Raw genomic sequence first — 15,858 nt, 5'->3', positions numbered from 1 at the left:
CGGCGGCGGCACCGCGCTCATTGCCCCGCGAGCCAGGCCTTGCTTTCGGCTCTAATGCGGGGGCTGCTTTCGGCATGCTCCTTGAGCACCGCGATCGTGCGCTCATAGGGTTTGCGCACGTCGGCAGGCAGAGCAGCAGCCTTTTCTTCAAGCGCCGCGATCATCGCGGGATCGTCCGAGTTCATCGCGAGGCTGGCAAGGAAGCGAACGCGCGCGGAGGCGTCGATCAGCTTGTCGACCTCGGCCTGGTGCGCCTCGACGAAGGCGACAGCAGCGTCGGCATGGTAACCCGCGACGCGGCCAATGATCGCGGCGCTTGTCGTCTGGCCGGGCTCGGCGGTCAGCGAGAGGTCGAGTGCCTGCTGCGCGAGCGCCGCGTCCTTCGCGGCGCCGAGTAGCGTATAGAGCATGCTGCGTTCGACCGCCGACTTGCTTGCCTGCGCGAGGCGGTGAAGCTTGTCCCAGTCGGCGGCGCCTGCATTGGTTGCAACGATATCGAGCCACAGGCCCTTCGCGGGCCCGTCAAGCGCCTTGGGATCGCTGTCGAGACGTCCAAAGCGGCGGCGCGCTTCGCCGAGCACCGCAATATCGCCCATCATGCCGAGCTCGCGAATCACGTCAGCGCGAAGCACCGCGTCGAGCGCCGGTTCTCCATCCTTAGGATCGAAGCCGAGGCGGGTCAGCGCCGGGCGCAGCGCCGCCGCGCCGCGCGCCGCGATCACCGCCTGCGTCGCGGCATCGCCCTTGAAGACTCCGTAGAGCTGCGCATAGCGGCTGGCCGCTTCGGTCAGCACATAGGGATTGGCATTGGGGGGCGTCGCGGCAAGCAGACCGAGCGCGGCCCCCATGGGCTGATAGCCCGCAATCGAGAGGGCAAAATTATCGTTGAGGAGGCCGAGTTGGTCGATCGGCTGGATTTGCGCGAAAGCGCTGCGCAGGGCGGCAAGAGCTTCAGGAGTGTAAAGGGTCCGAAAATAGCCTAGTTGGCCGCCGTTAAGGATGATGGCACCGCAATGATCGACTTTGACCGTGGCCTTGCCGTCGCGAACAATGACGCGCTGTTCCCCGCCGCCGATGCTCCGCACGAGCATCGGTACCTGCCAGCGCCGCCCCTCGTCGTCGATGCTTGTGCGGCGATCGCGCGAAAACTCGCCCTGCGTCACGCCGATGAGAGTGGCGCCGGCCTTGCACTGGCTGCTCGTCATGCGGATGAGCGGGATACCAGCCTGGCCGGTGAAATCGTGCGCGATCGCGGTGAGCCCCTTGGCGCCTGCGGCTTCGATTGCGTTCCACAGATCGTCGGTGCGGCTGTTGCCATATTGGTGAGCAGCCATGTAGCGGCGCAGCCCGCCGCGCCACACATCCTCACCCGCATAGGCCTCAAGCATCGAGATGACCGCCTCGCCCTTCTTGTAGGTGATCGCGTCGAAGGCCTGGTTGGTGTCCTCGACCGTCCGGATCGTCTGCAGGATCGGGTGGGTCGTGCGATAAGCGTCGAGGCTCATCGCACTCTCGCGCCCGTGCACGCGGGTAAGAAGCGGCTGCCATTCGGGATGGAAATGGTCGGTGACCTTGGTCGCCATCCAGCTCGCAAAGCCTTCGTTGAGCCACAGATCGTCCCACCATGCCATCGTCACGAGATCACCGAACCATTGGTGCGCGACCTCATGCGCCTGAACGCCGTATATCGCCTGCCGTGTCGCCTCGCTCGTGATCGCGGGGTCATCGAGGAGGATACGCTCGAAAGTGAAGATCGCGCCCCAATTCTCCATCGCGCCGAAGAACTGCGACTGGCCGGGCCCCGCAATATTGTCGAGCTTGGGAAGTGGATAGGGCTGGCCGAAATAATCGCTATAGTAGCTGAGCAATGGCGCGAGGCTGTCGAGTGCAAAGCGCGCCTGCTCGCCCGAGCCCTTCGGCGACACGATGCCGACCTCGGCGCCGCTTTCGCTTTGCTTCGACAAGCGCTCGAAATCGCCGACGCCGAGAAAGAGGAGGTAGGAGGACATTGTGGGCGAGGTGCCGAAATGCACGGTCTTAAGACCGTTTGCGGCGGCGGTTTCGCGTTCAACCGGCATGTTGCTGACCGCAAGCTGGTCCGCGGGAACCGTCGCTCTCAGGGTGAAGGTCGCCTTGTAGCTCGGCTCGTCGAAGCTTGGCACGAAGCGCCGCGCGTCTGGCGCCTCGAACTGGGTGAAAAGGCCGCGGCGCGGCTGCCCGGTCGCCTTGTCGGGATAGTCCAGCGCGAAAAGGCCGTTCGCCTGGGTGTTGATGACCCCGCTGTAATCCGCCGCCAACGTATATTTCCCGGGCACGAGTGCGGCAGGCGCCGTGAAGGTGACCGTCTGCGCCGCAGCATCGAGCGTCGCGGTAAGCGGCACCTTGTCCGACCCGTCGGCCTTGGAAAGGCTCGCACCGGAAAAGCCGAGGTCGAGCGCGTTCATCGTGATGCTGTTCGAGCGTTCGAATAATTCAAGGTCGATCGCGACGCGTCCGGTAAAGGTGAGCGCTCTCGCATCGGGCGTGACCGCAATGTCGTAATGCGAGGGGCGCGCGATCCGCGGGAGCTGGCTCGGTACGCTTTCAGTCAGCGGTCCGGCGGCGATCGCAGGAGCTGCCATGAATGTCTCCTCGGCAAGCGCCGGAGCGGCGGCGAGGCTCAGCGACGACAGCGTCGCGAGCAGCAGGTTGCGCGTGGCAGATTTCATGGTGGCTTCCCCGTTATTCCAGAATGAGGCAATAATGTTGCAGGGACCTAGGCCCTGCATGCCGGGGCGTCACGGCCTCAATTCGACGGGCGTCCAATCCTGCTCGACAGACGGCCATTCTTGCGGCAGTTTCGTTTCATGACAAAACCTATATTGCCTGGAGAGGTTGCCGCTGCGGTCATCGACCCCACCGCCTATGCCGCGTGGGAGCCGCTTCACGAACAATTGGCCTGGGCGCGCGCCAACGCGCCCTTGGCGGTCGCGGAAAACCCGACCCACGATCCCTTCTGGCTCGTCACGCGGCACGCCGACATCATGGCGATCAGCCGTGACCCGCAGCGCTTTGCGAACGGCATCCGCCCGACGGTGCTGACCGACCGCGACGGCGAAGCGCTCGCGCGCGCCGCGACGCCGGGGGGCGACGGGCACCTCATCCGCTCGCTCGTGCAGATGGACGCACCGGATCACATGAAATACCGCCTCCTGACGCAAGGTTGGTTCATGCCCAAGAATCTGCGGATCGTGGAAGAGCGGATCCGCGAGATCGCGCGCGAGACAGTCGATCATATGCTCTCGCTCGGCGACACGTGCGATTTCGCGCGCGATGTCGCAGCGCATTATCCGCTGCGCGTGATCATGGACATTCTGGGGGTGCCGCCTGAGGACGAGCCTCGGATGCTGATGCTGACGCAGCAGCTTTTCGGCTCGACCGACCCTGAGCTCAATCGCGGGCGCGAGGCGGTCAAGAGCACCGAACAGGTGATCGCGATGCTTCATTATGTGATCGCGGATTTCGAAAATTATTTCCGCAACCTCACCGCCGACCGCCGCGCCAACCCGCGCGAGGATATTGCGACGGTGATTGCCAATGCGACGATCGATGGCGGTCAGATCCCCGACCGCGAGCTTGCGGGCTATTATATGATTGTCGCGACCGCAGGGCACGATACAACGAGCGCATCGACCGCAGGGGCGATGATGGAGCTTGCAAAGTGCCCGGCGCTCTTCGCGCGCTTCCGCGATGCGGCGAGCGACAAGGGGGGGTTGATCGAAGAGGCAATCCGCTGGTCGACTCCGGTGCAGCATTTCATGCGTAGCGCCAAGGAAGATGTGGAGATCGGCGGGCAGACGATCCGCCAAGGCGACTGGTTGATGCTGAACTATGTCTCGGCAAACCGCGACGAGGCGGTGTTCGCCGACCCCTTCACCTTCGATCCCGACCGCGCAAGGAATCAGCAGATTGCCTTCGGCTTCGGGGCCCATGTGTGCCTCGGCCAGCATCTCGCGCGAATGGAAATGCGGATATTGATGGAGGAATTGCTGCCGAGACTGAAGTCGGTTGAGCTCGCCGGTGAGCCCGCCCGGGTTGAATCGGTATTCGTGGGTGGGCTGAAACGGCTGCCGATTCGGTTCGAGGCCGCTTAGGCGGCCGGCCGTTATCGAACCGCGGCCGGACGCAGCCCGCGCTCGGCTACCCCATGACGAGGGCGTCGAGCTTGTTCCCCTCGACATCTCGGACATGGCCACGAAAGCGCTCACCGCAAGGGGCCAGGGACGCCTTGATCAGTGCCGCCGTTCGCCAACCTGATGGTGCAAAGGCGGCGCCCCTGCCCCTCCTTCGCCTCGAGCGCAACCCTTACGGCATTACCGGCATGCACGGCATTGCCATCCAGGGGCCGGGTGAGATCAATCCCCGGCCCGCAGCTCCTTGCTCCAGGCGATGAACCCCTCGGAGTTCACCAGTCGCGGACGTCATGAGAGGAAATGAGGAAGAACAACCATGGTTTGCGCAAAGCGAAAAGGGCGCCCGGTCCGAAGATCGGGCGCCCTTGGCGAAATCTCTCCACGCGCGGTCTATTTTCCGTCGATGCGGACCGGGATGAAGGCCGGTGGCTGGCCGCGGCGCAGAATTTCGAGCAGAACCGCCGTACGGCCCGCCTTTTTCGCATCCGCTATCGCCTTTGCCAGTGCCTCGCTCGTCGTTACGGGCACACGGTTGGCGCTGAGGATCACGTCACCGCGGCGCAGGCCCTTTCGGCCGGCATCGCTGCTGCTGCCGACAGCTGCGATGACGAGACCCTTGGTGTTGCGCTCGACACCGATGCTGCCCGCGATCGCGGGGGTCAGCGGCTGGACTGCCATGCCGAGCCTATCCTGGATCGCCTGGTCGGCACTTCCCTTCGGATCGTCGGGCATCGTCTGCTCTTCTTCGGGGTCGAAGTTGCTGCCCGTCAGCTCCTCCTCGGGCGGGCGGGTGCCGACCACGGCATTGATCGTCATCGGCTTTCCGTCGCGAATGATCTCGAGCGGAATGCGGGTGCCAGGTTTCACATTGGCGATCAGATAGGACAACGTCTGCTGCGGCGTGACGTCCTTGCCATCGACCTTCGTGACCACGTCGCCGCGCTTCAGTCCGGCCTTTGCTGCCGGGCCGCCGTCTTCGATTCGCTGGATGATCTCGCCGCGGTCCTTGGGCAGGCCGAGTGCGGCGGCGAAGTCTTCGCCCACCGGTGCAATACCGATGCCGAGGTAACCGCGCTGCGGCTTTTCGCCCGCCTTGAGCGCGGCGATCACCGGCGCTGCTGCGTCGGCGGGGATCGCGAAATTGACGCCGATATTCGCGCCGACAGGCGAGATCAGCATATTGTTGATGCCGACGACATTGCCCTGCAGGTCGAACAGCGGGCCGCCCGAGTTGCCGCGGTTGATCGCGGTATCGGTCTGGATGTAGCGATCATAGGGGCCGCCACTGCCGATATTGCGCTGCACCGCCGAAATGATCCCCGCGGTGACGGTCGAGCCGAGGCCAAGCGGGTTGCCGATCGCGACAACCCAGTCACCCACGCGCGCCTTGCTGCTCTCGCCAAAGCGTACGAAGGGCAGGCCCGTCGCGTCGATCTTCAGGAGCGCAAGATCCGACGTCGCATCACGGCCCACGATCTTTGCGCGATATTCTTTCTGGTTGGTCATCGTCACGGTGACCTCGTTCACCTGCTCGCCGCGCGGGCCGCCAGTGACGACATGATTGTTGGTGACGATGTAGCCATCGGACGATATCAGGAAGCCCGATCCGCCGCCCTGCTGCTCCTGGGTGATCGGCTCCCGCGTCCCCGCGAAGGGGTTGAGCCGCACGCCCAGCGTGACCTCCTGCTTGGTCGAGATATTGACCACCGCGGGCTGGAGCTGTTCGACGAGGTCGGCAAAGCTTTCGGGTGCTCCCGAGCGCGGGACGGCCCTGGCGATTTCGCTTTTTTCGTTCTGCGCTACCTGCGCCCCGACCGGCGACTGGGTGACAAGCGCCAGCGCCGTCCCGCCCACGAGCAGCGCCGAAGTGATGCCATATACATAACGCACGTTTGCATTTCCTCTTCGTTTCTGGGTCCCAGCGTTCCCGGCGGGGCTGTCTGCCCCGGGACGGCTGAACAGCGTTTGAACATGAACGGCGGTTGCACAAGCCGTTCATGTCCGCCGCGCAGCCCTCAATCTCCGTGGAACCGCTTCAGATATTCATTGTCAGGCGACAGGATAATCGACGTTGCACCGCTGCTGTCGTCGCCGAGGAAGGTCTGACGATAGCTTATCATGGCTCGGTAGAAATCATAAAATTCGGGATCCTTGCCATAGCTCGCAGCGTAGATGCGCGCCGCCTCGCCATCGGCGTTACCACGGATGATCTGCGCTTCCTTCTGCCCCTCCGCGCGGATCGCTGTTGCCTCCTGCTGGCGCGCGGTCCGCATCCTGTTGTAGGCCGCGTCAAGCGTGGCGCCTTCGGGAAGGTCGGCGCGCTTGATCCGCACGTCGATAATCTCTGCCCCATATTTGCGCGCCTCGCGGTTCAGCGCGATCTGGATATTGTCCATCACGGCGCCGCGCTCCGGCGACAACAGCGTCGCGAAAGTGCGTTTGCCGAGCTCGTTGCGCAGCGAGGAGCCGAGGATCGTCGCAAGTTGCTGCTGCAACCGGTCCTCGGTGCGGATCGCGGTATACATGCGCACCGGATCGGTAATGCGGAAGCGCGCAAAAGCGTCGACCTGCAGCCGCTGCTGGTCGGTCGAGAGCACCTGCTGACGCTCCATGTTGATGCCGAGGATGCGCTTGTCGATGATCTGGATATTGTCGAAAAAGGGCATCCTTAGCACGAGCCCCGCTCCCGAGCGGCCGAAATTCTCCCCCTCCTTATATTTGTTCACCGTCGCCCGGATCTCGCCGAAGCGCAGGATAAGCGCCTGCTTGTCCTCGGGGACAATCGACACCGTCATCGAGACGAGCACGAGCAGCGCGAGCAGCGTGATGAGCAACCGCATGGGCCGGCGGAGCAGATTGTCGAACATCACTGGCCTCCCTTCAGGGCCGAATCGGCACGCCGCTGGACTTCGGGGAGCGGCAGATAGGGAGTCACCCCGCGCGGCTCGACGATTGTCTTGTCGGCTTTCGACAGGACCGACTCCATCGTCTCGTAATAGAGGCGTCGCCGCGTTACTGCTGGCGACAGCTGATATTGCTCATAGATTTTATCGAACGCGGCCGTGTCGCCGCGCGCCCGTTCGAGCACCTGCTGCTCATAGGCGCGCGCGAGGTTGATCGCGGATTCGCGTTCCTGGCGCGCCGCGGTCACTTCCTTGAACGCCTCGTCGACCTGCTTTGGCGGATCGGCCTGGCGGATTGCAATGCCCTGGATCGACACGCCGGCGCGATATTGATCGAGCAGGTCCTGCATGCGCTGCTGCACCTGCGCTTCGATCTCGACGCGGCCAGGACCGATCGCCTGCACGAGGTCGAAATTGGCGACAGTCGCGCGCATCGAGCTTTCGGCGACCTCGCGGATCGTGCCTTCAGGATCGGCAAGCTGGAAGATGAAAAGTTCCGGATCGCGGATCGACCAGCGCACCTCATAGGCAAGGTCGACGATGCTCTGGTCGCGGGTCAGCACGAAATTCTCATCGGTCGCATTGGGCGAACCGATCGCCATCGTGCGGATCGCGCGCACGTCCTCGAGGCGGATTCGCTCGAACGGCGGCGGGAGCGTGAGCTTGACGCCCGGTCCGACGGTGCGCGAATAGCTGCCGAGGCGCGTGACGACCCCTTCCTTTTCAGGCGGAACGACATGCACGGTCGAAAAGATGAGCATGACGGCGACGAGCGCGAAAATCGCCCATTTCCATCGTCGCGCCGACGCCGCCAGGTCAAAGCCGTCGCCGCCGCCGCCCGATCCGCCGCCGCCGAAGCTGCCCCGCCCCTTGCGCAGCAGTTCGTCGAACGCAGAAGGCCCGCGCGGGCGGCGACCGCGCCCGGCATCGGCAGGATCGGGCGTCACCCAGGGGTTGCGCGGGCCTGGCTTGCGGCCGCCGCCCTTCCCGTCCTCGCCATCCTTGGGGCCATTGCCCCACGGGCTGTTCGCCATCAGGCTGATCGAATCGAAAATTCGCCGCCATCCCCCTGGAGCGCGGCGCCCCATAATGCCGTCATTGTCGTTGCTCATGCTGCAGTTATAGGGGCGGCGGACGCGATTAACAGGGGGGTTCGCGCGAAAATGGCTGGCAATCGCGCCCATCATGCCTATTTCGCCGGGACATGACCGACAAAGCCCCCGACATCGCGCGCCTGACTGCTACCGCCGCCGAGCTCAGCGAGGGCCGTGCCTCCGGTCTGCGCCTGCTCGATGAGGCCGGGACGCTTGCGGTCGTGCTCGATGTCACCGGTCTTGCCGATGAGGAACGGCAGCCGCTCGAGGATCGCCTGCGCGCCGGCCTGCTCGCCGCGACGGGGGTCGTCGAGGTTCGCATCGCAATGACGGCCGAGAAAAGGGCGATGACCGTCATCGCGGTCGGCAGCGGCAAGGGCGGGGTCGGAAAATCGACCCTCGCCGCCAATCTCGCCGTCGCGCTTCAGCGGCGCGGGGTGAAGGTCGGGCTGGTCGACGCCGATATTTATGGCCCCTCACTTCCCAAGCTCCTCGACAGCGAGGGCGTGAAGCCCGAGGCCCGCGGATCCAAGCTTGTCCCCGTTCCCAACGCTTATGGCGTTCCCATGCTGTCGACGGGGCAGATCGCGGCGCCGGGTCAGGCGATCGCCTGGCGCGGCCCGATGGCGGGCAAGGCCCTGGAACAGCTCATCGATGCAAGCTGGGGCAACATCGACACGCTGGTCGTCGATCTGCCCCCGGGCACCGGCGATGTTCAGCTCACCATGATCCAGCGCCACAAACCCGCAGGGGCGGTGATCGTGTCCACCCCGCAGGATCTGGCCTTGATCGACGCAGCACGCGCCATCAGCCTGTTCGAACAGGCCGAGGTACCGATCATCGGCCTCGTCGAAAATATGGCGGGCTATGTCTGCCCGCACTGCGGCGAAGTCAGTGACCCCTTTGGCAGTGGCGGCGCAGAGGCGGCGGCGAAGACGATGGGGCTTGACTTCCTTGGCCGTGTGCCGCTGGCGATGGGCATCCGACTTGCCAGCGACGGCGGCGTGCCCCCCGCGGCGGGAACCGACCCCGCAGGTGAGCCGTTCCACGCCGTAGCGGCAAGGGTCGCTGAATGGCTCGAGTCACGAAAGGGGCGCTGAATGGCGATCAACGACGAAGGCGAGATTCGCGAGCTGCTCGGCCAGCCGCGCCGCATCGCGGTGATCGGCGCCTCGCCCAACCCCGCTCGCCCCTCGAACGGGGTTCTCGGCTTTCTCGTCCGCCAAGGGCATGACGTCATCGCGGTCAATCCCGGCCACGCCGGCAAGAGGATCCACGGCGCGCCCGTCGTTGCGAGCCTCGCCGACGTCCAGCCACCTGCCGAGATCGTCGACATCTTCCGCAACAGCGCCGAGGCCGGCCGTGCGGTCGACGACGCGATTGTCCACGGCGCAAAGGCCGTATGGCTGCAAATCGGTGTGATCGACGAGGCCGCGGCAAAGCGCGCCGCCGACGCCGGTCTGACCGTCGTGATGGACCGTTGCCCGAAGGTGGAAATCCCGCGGCTCGGCTTGCTCCGCTAGGCAGCCTCTTCGTCCCCGATGGCAGCGACGGGGTCCGGGAACCGCGCTGCGCCAGAAGCCGCCGTGCTTCGCGGCATCGAGGGGCAATATAGGCTTTGCCTCGGTACATCGCCGCGACTATCAGCAGCGGGCATGAGCGGCATTCGCGATACGGTGGGGAGCAAATCAACGCGAGCGTCGCTCGTCACGCGCCGCACGCTGCTCGTTGGCGCAACCGCCGCGGGCGGGCTTGCACTCGCTTGGTCGGTGTGGCCGCGAGATTACCGTCCCAACCTGACCGCTGCCCCCGACGAGCATATCTTCAACGCTTTCCTGAAGATCGGCGACGACGGCCATATCAGCGCGATCGTCCCCCAGTGCGAGATGGGGCAGGGCGTAACGACGCTGCTGCCGCAGATCATGGCCGACGAACTCGGCGCCGACTGGCGGACGATCGCGGTCGAAACTGCACCCATCAATCCCCTCTATGCGAACACACTGGTGGTCGACGAGGATAGCAGCGTCTTCATGCCGCGGGCCGGCGTCCCCGATTTCGTGCAGGACGTGCGCAGCTGGGCGCGGCGCGAATGGGCGGTGCGCCACGCCGTGATGCTGACGGCCAATTCCTCGTCGGTGCGGATGTTCGAGGGACCATGCCGAGATGCAGCGGCGCAGGCGCGCGCGCTGCTCATGATGGAGGCCGCGCGCCGCTGGGACGCGAACTGGGAAGATTGCGACACGCAGGATGGTTTCGTCATTCTGGGGCAGAAGCGGCTGCGCTTTGGCGAACTGGCGGCAGGCGCGGCCGGTCTCGAACCGCCCGCGACCCCCGTTTATCGCGCGTCGAGCGCCGACCCGCTCTACGGCAAGGAGCTGACACGCCTCGACCTGCCTGCGAAGGTCGACGGATCGGCGAATTTCGCCGGCGACATCCGCCTGCCTGACATGGTCTACGCTGCAATTCGTCAAGGTCCGCTCGGCGCAACGCGGCTCAAAAGCATCAACCGCAAGGCCGGGCTTGCCTCGCCCGGCGTGCTCCACGTCGTCGAACACGAGCGCTGGGTCGCCGCTGTCGCTCGCAACTGGTGGGCAGCAAACCGCGCGCTCGACCGCTTCGCGCCGCTGTTCGAGACGAAGGGCACGCCGGTATCGAGCAAAAGTATCGACAGCGCGCTCAGGGCCGCACTCCGCGCCGATGGCTATCGCATCGCAAAGAAGGGCGATGTTGCCGGGGCGATGGAAGGCCGCCCGAAGATATCCGCCGAATATCTGGTCGCTCCCGCGCTCCACGCCAGTATCGAAACGCGCACCGCGACGGCTGCGATCGACGGCGACGGGCTACGCGTCTGGGTCGCGACTCAGGCGCCCGCGCAGTGCCGCGACGCGGTTGCTGCCGCAACCGGGCTCGCGCCCGGCGCGGTGACGCTATTCCCGATGATGGCGGGGGGCTCCTTCGATGCCTGTCTCGATCATAGCGTCGCCGTGCAGGCAGCGATCATTGCGCGGCAGGTGAAGCGGCCGGTACAGCTCGCCTGGTCGCGCGCCGAAGAGATCATGCGCGTCCCGCCGCGCGCGCCGGCGCGGGCGAAGATGGTCGCCACGCTCAACGCCGCAGGGGGTATCGACGCACTGGTCAGCCGCATCGCGGTGCCGCCGACCAATCATGAGGTGCGCGCGCGGCTGTTTGACAATATCCCGAGCGACGTCGCTCAGCGCGCGGCGGCGGGATCGCCCGACGCCGCCGCGGTCGAGGGTGCCCAGCCGCTTTATGCAATCCCCCATGTCGCGGTTGACCACTGCCCGGCCGACATCGGACTGCCGACTGCGCGCTGGCGCGGAAACGCCGACAGCTACACCGCTTTCTTCACCGAATGCTTCGTCGACGAGATGGCGACCCGCGCCGGATCAGATGCCCTGTCCTATCGCATGGCGATGCTCGGCGATGCACCCCTCCTCGCACGTTGCCTGCTCACGGCAGCAACGCTCGGCAGCTGGGAAGGCGGGATCGCCGGGAGCGCGCAGGGGCTCGCCTGCCATGCGATGCGGGGCAGCTATATCGCGCTGCTCGCGACCGCGCGCCAGAGTGACAAGGGACTCCAGGTCGAACAACTCGTCGCGGCCGTCGATGCAGGACGCCTCGTCAATCCGGCGATTGCACGCCAGCAGGTCGAGGGCGGGCTGATCTTCGGTCTTGCCGCCGCAGTCGGCGCGACAACCGATTATGAAGGCGGCGTCGCGACTGCGCGCAAGCTGCACCAGCTCGGCCTCCCGAAATTGTCCCAGACCCCGCAAATCCTGGTCGAATTTCTCGAAAGCGATCGCGAGCCGGGCGGGCTGGGCGAGATCGGCGTCCCCGTCGTCGCCCCGGCAGTTGCCAATGCCCTGTTTGCCGCGACCGGCCGCCGCATTCGCCGGCTTCCTCTTTCGGCACACCCCGCATGACGGCCCCCTCTTCCATCGGCGTGCTTCTCGTCAACCTCGGCACGCCCGACGCGCCCGAGCCGGATGCCGTGCGCCGCTATCTCGCCGAGTTTCTGTCCGACCGCCGGGTCGTCGAAATTCCGCGGCTGATCTGGCAACCGATCCTGCGCGGGATCATCCTGCGGACGCGGCCCCGAAAATCGGCGCACGCCTATCGGCAGGTCTGGACCGAAGCGGGGTCGCCGCTCGCCGCGATTACGCAGGCGCAGGCGGCCGCGCTCCAGTCGGCGCTGAAAAGCAGCGTGCGCGTCGCCCATGCGATGCGTTATGGCAACCCGGCGATCGGACCCACGATTGACCGGCTGATCGCCGATGGTTGCGAGCGTATCCTCGTCGCGCCGCTCTACCCCCAATATAGCGCCGCGACCACAGCAACGGTGGTCGACGCGGTAGGCGATCATCTGAAGTCGCTGCGCCGGCAGCCCGCGCTGCGCTTCCTGCCGCCCTATTTCGATGACCCTGCCTATATAACGGCCCTCAGGGCATCGGCCGAAACCGCTCTCGCCGCGCTTGATTTCAAGCCCGATGTACTGCTCGCGAGCTTTCACGGCACGCCCGAGCAGACGCGCGAGCTCGGCGATCCTTACTACGAACAATGCTGCAACACCGCCCACCACCTGTCGAGCGCGCTGGGGCGGCCCGTCGAGGTCGCCTTCCAGTCACGCTTCGGCCGCGCGAAATGGCTCGAACCCGCCACCGATGCAGTGCTCGCCGATCTTGGCGCTGCGCAAAAGAGCGTCGCGCTATTCGCGCCGGGATTTGCCGCCGACTGCCTCGAAACGCTCGAGGAACTGGCGATCCGCGGGAAGGCGCAGTTTGCCGGGGCTGGCGGGCGCGACTTCGCCTATCTGCCCTGCCTCAACGCCGATCCGCCGGGGATGAAGCTCATCGAAACGATGGTCCGGCGCGAGCTCGCCGGGTGGATATGAGCCGTTACGCTTACGTCCTGTTTAGCTCCTTCGCCTAGACTGGCCTCCGCGCGATCCCGGTAGTGACACCGGGCATGAGTTCGGGAGATTGCCCCATGAGCCAGGTTCAATCGGCAGCGCTGACGCTCGCCGGCGCCACGGCCTTGTTCCTGCTCGCGGTTTTCGCGGTCTGGTGGCTGCGTCGTCCGCGCGCCGAACCCGTCTCCCGCGCGCCAAGGGCATCCCTGCCCTGGGAACCCAGGCTCCCCAATCGGGCCCGCAAAGCTCGCGATCCCGAGCCGCCGGTCGAAATTGCGCCGTCGCGCCTCGCGCGGATCAGCGCCAAACCGGCATACGATCACGTCAGCGAGCCTGCCCACGCCGCAAGCGAAACAGCCGCGCCCGTCGTGGCCCCGACGCTCGTCGAGGCGCGGCCATCCGCGTCATCGCTGGAAGAGAGCCTCGAAGCCATGGCGGCGGCGACCGTGCGTCAAGCGGCCGCGCCGCGCGCCGGCGGCGGGATCAAGTTGATTCCGCGCATCCCGCCGCGTGACGCGATCCACACCCGAAGCTGGCTCGGCGGGCGGCCGAGACTTCCCCAGACGGAGCAATGGCCACGCATCGAGGGTGTGCGCGCCGACTTCCTCGCGCAGATCGCCTGCGCTGACCTGCCGAGAGACCTTTGGAACGGGCTCGGCCCCCGCGAAGGCTGGCTTGTCATCTTCGGCCATCCCGATACGACCGCGGCGACCGCACTGCATCTGCCCGAGGCGGGTCCACCGCGCGAGCCGCCGGCCGCCCCCGGAGAGGCGTGGTTCTCACCCTATGGGGCGCTGCGTCTCGGCAATCTCGCAGCGCTCGCGGTGCGCGCCTTTCCCGAGTGGCCCGTCGACCTCGTTCCCGCGGACGGGCGCCCGAGCGACGAGGCAACCGCTGCCGATCCGCTCGCGGGTCAGGACTACGACATTGCCGACCCGGCCTTCCATCCCTTCGACTGGGGGGCCATGTTGGCGATGGCCACACTCCTCGAGCGGCACGCGGCGCAGCTCGCCGGCCAGGCAGATATTCCCGCCGACGCCAGCGACGAACTGGCGCTCGCCCTCGCCGACGCTGCCGAGGCCAATCGCGAAGCCGCTGCGCGCGCTATCGAGATCATCGGCATCATCCGCGAGAGCGCAAAGGAGCATGGCTTTACCGCGAACGACGCGAGCGCGGTGATGGCGGCACTCCACGCCATCCGCTGGGTCCATGTCGGCTGCCAACCCGATCCGGAAACCGGCGAGGATCGCGTCGAGGCGCTCGAATTGCCCCTCACCCGCCACCATCCTGGCGCTCCAACGTGGGTCGAGGATTATCGCGCGCTGCTGTTCGATCATGCAAAGCATGCGTGGTGCGCCGATCCCGACCGTTTGTCGGGGCCCGCGCGTGCCTGGTTCGAGCCGCTCTGGCGGGCGCTTGGCGAAAAGGAAGCCGCCATGATGGGTCATATCCCCTCGCGCTATCTTGCGGGCTTTGACGAGGAACGCGACGCAGTGCTGATCGAGCTGCCTGCCAGCGGGCTGATGAGCCGCCGCGCCGGCGATGCCCCAACCGCCGCGCTGATCATCCGCAAGGCCGACCTTGCTGCCGGCGACTTCTCGCGGCTTCGCGTGCAGCAAATGCACTGACCCGCAGCGGAGTGCAGAATAGCTTTGCCGTTGACGTAACAGTCAACTTGCGAGGCCCTGCCGCGCACCCTAACCATGGCGCGAAGCACTCATGTGGGAGCAGCAGACATGGCACGTATCGCAATCGTCACCGGCGGCAGCCGCGGCATCGGAGAAGCAATCTCGCTGAGACTTCAGGCCGATGGCATCACGGTGGTCGCCAACTACGCCGGGAATGACGAAAAGGCGAAGGCTTTCACCGATCGCACCGGCATTCGGACCTATAAATGGGACGTGGGCGACCATCAGGCGTGCCTCGACGGCTGCGCGCGCGTCGCCGAAGAAGTCGGCCCGATCGACATCGTCGTAAACAATGCCGGCATCACCCGCGACGGCACGCTCGCCCGGATGACCTTCGAAGACTGGAACGACGTCATGCGCATCAACCTTGGCGGTTGCTTCAACATGGCGAAAGCATGCTTTCCCGGAATGGTCGAACGCGGCTGGGGCCGCATCGTCAACATCGGGTCCATCAACGGACAGGCCGGGCAATATGGCCAGGTCAACTACGCCGCTGCCAAGTCCGGCATCCACGGCTTTACCAAGGCGCTGGCGCAGGAGGGCGCGAAGAAGGGCGTGACCGTGAACGCGATTGCCCCTGGGTATATCGACACCGACATGGTCGCGGCAGTCCCCGCGCCGGTGCTCGAAAAAATTGTCGCGAAGATCCCTGTCGGCCGTCTCGGCCACGCCGATGAGATTGCGCGCGGCGTCGCCTTCCTGTGCAGCGAGGATGCCGGATTTGTCACCGGGTCGACCATGTCGATCAATGGCGGCCAGCACATGTATTGAGCAAGGGCGGGGGGGGCATCTCGACTTCGCGCGGTCCATGGAGCTAAATGGCGGACATGGCACCTTTCGCTCTTCGCCCGCCCGTCAAACGCTCGGTGACGATTGCGGGTCACCCGACCTCGATCAGCCTTGAACCCGTCTTCTGGGACGCGCTCGAGGCCGCGGCGGCGCGGCTCAACCTTCCCATCAATGCCCTCGTTGCACGGATCGATGTCGAACGGATGGAAGCGGGCAATCTGCCCAACCTGACTTCTGCGATCCGGCAATGGCTGTGGCACGATCGCGGGGAGCACTGAGGAG

General features: G+C 65.7%; 12 protein-coding genes. 8 read left to right on the top strand and 4 right to left on the bottom strand.

What is annotated here, in order from left to right:
* Positions 1 to 17: 17 nt before the first annotated feature.
* Positions 18 to 2,708: a M1 family metallopeptidase gene (locus LH20_RS00545; protein WP_144423472.1), complete on the bottom strand. Its 2,691-nt coding sequence runs from the start codon at positions 2,706 to 2,708 to the stop codon at positions 18 to 20.
* Positions 2,709 to 2,846: 138 nt separating this feature from the next.
* Between LH20_RS00545 and LH20_RS00540 the strand changes: the two genes are divergently transcribed.
* Complete coding sequence (locus LH20_RS00540; protein ID WP_053552537.1) at positions 2,847 to 4,133, top strand: cytochrome P450; 1,287 nt, start codon at positions 2,847 to 2,849, stop codon at positions 4,131 to 4,133.
* A gap of 429 nt (positions 4,134 to 4,562) precedes the next feature.
* Here the strand turns inward: LH20_RS00540 and LH20_RS00535 are convergent, their stop codons facing one another.
* From LH20_RS00535 to hflK, 3 genes are all read right to left on the bottom strand, one after another.
* Positions 4,563 to 6,062, bottom strand: coding sequence for a trypsin-like peptidase domain-containing protein (locus LH20_RS00535; protein WP_053552536.1), 1,500 nt, complete (start codon positions 6,060 to 6,062; stop codon positions 4,563 to 4,565).
* Between the two features lie 125 nt (positions 6,063 to 6,187).
* A complete protein-coding gene (gene hflC, locus LH20_RS00530; RefSeq protein ID WP_053552535.1) occupies positions 6,188 to 7,039 on the bottom strand; it encodes a protease modulator HflC in 852 nt (283 codons plus the stop codon).
* A complete protein-coding gene (gene hflK, locus LH20_RS00525; RefSeq protein WP_083455540.1) occupies positions 7,039 to 8,187 on the bottom strand; it encodes a protease modulator HflK in 1,149 nt (382 codons plus the stop codon). Before hflK ends, hflC begins: the two co-directional genes overlap by 1 nt.
* 92 nt (positions 8,188 to 8,279) lie before the next feature.
* Here hflK and LH20_RS00520 point away from each other — a divergent pair, with 92 nt between their 5' ends.
* The 7 genes from LH20_RS00520 (at position 8,280) to LH20_RS00490 (ending at position 15,854) form a co-directional block, all read left to right on the top strand.
* Positions 8,280 to 9,269: an Mrp/NBP35 family ATP-binding protein gene (locus LH20_RS00520; protein ID WP_053552534.1), complete on the top strand. Its 990-nt coding sequence runs from the start codon at positions 8,280 to 8,282 to the stop codon at positions 9,267 to 9,269.
* A complete protein-coding gene (locus LH20_RS00515) occupies positions 9,270 to 9,692 on the top strand; it encodes a CoA-binding protein (RefSeq protein ID WP_053552533.1) in 423 nt (140 codons plus the stop codon).
* Positions 9,693 to 9,824: 132 nt separating this feature from the next.
* Positions 9,825 to 12,113, top strand: a complete 2,289-nt coding sequence (locus tag LH20_RS00510) for a xanthine dehydrogenase family protein molybdopterin-binding subunit (RefSeq protein ID WP_053552532.1) — start codon at positions 9,825 to 9,827, stop codon at positions 12,111 to 12,113.
* Positions 12,110 to 13,081 carry a ferrochelatase gene (gene hemH, locus LH20_RS00505; protein ID WP_053552531.1) on the top strand — a complete coding sequence of 324 codons (972 nt, stop codon included), beginning with the start codon at positions 12,110 to 12,112 and terminating at the stop codon, positions 13,079 to 13,081. The genes LH20_RS00510 and hemH overlap by 4 nt, the downstream gene beginning before the upstream one ends.
* 95 nt (positions 13,082 to 13,176) lie before the next feature.
* Entirely contained in the window at positions 13,177 to 14,727 is a 1,551-nt protein-coding gene (locus LH20_RS00500; protein WP_053552530.1) for a DUF1963 domain-containing protein, read from the top strand.
* A gap of 108 nt (positions 14,728 to 14,835) precedes the next feature.
* The gene (gene phbB, locus LH20_RS00495) at positions 14,836 to 15,558 is read left to right on the top strand and encodes an acetoacetyl-CoA reductase (RefSeq protein ID WP_053552529.1); all 723 of its coding nucleotides are present in this window, start codon (positions 14,836 to 14,838) and stop codon (positions 15,556 to 15,558) included.
* Positions 15,559 to 15,614: 56 nt separating this feature from the next.
* A complete protein-coding gene (locus LH20_RS00490; protein ID WP_083455539.1) occupies positions 15,615 to 15,854 on the top strand; it encodes a ribbon-helix-helix domain-containing protein in 240 nt (79 codons plus the stop codon).
* Positions 15,855 to 15,858: the final 4 nt, after the last annotated feature.

Source organism: Sphingopyxis sp. 113P3 (assembly GCF_001278035.1).
Classification (GTDB): Bacteria; Pseudomonadota; Alphaproteobacteria; order Sphingomonadales; family Sphingomonadaceae; genus Sphingopyxis.
Note: the sequence above shows the minus strand (reverse complement) of the source record. Positions and strands in the feature narration are given on the sequence as shown.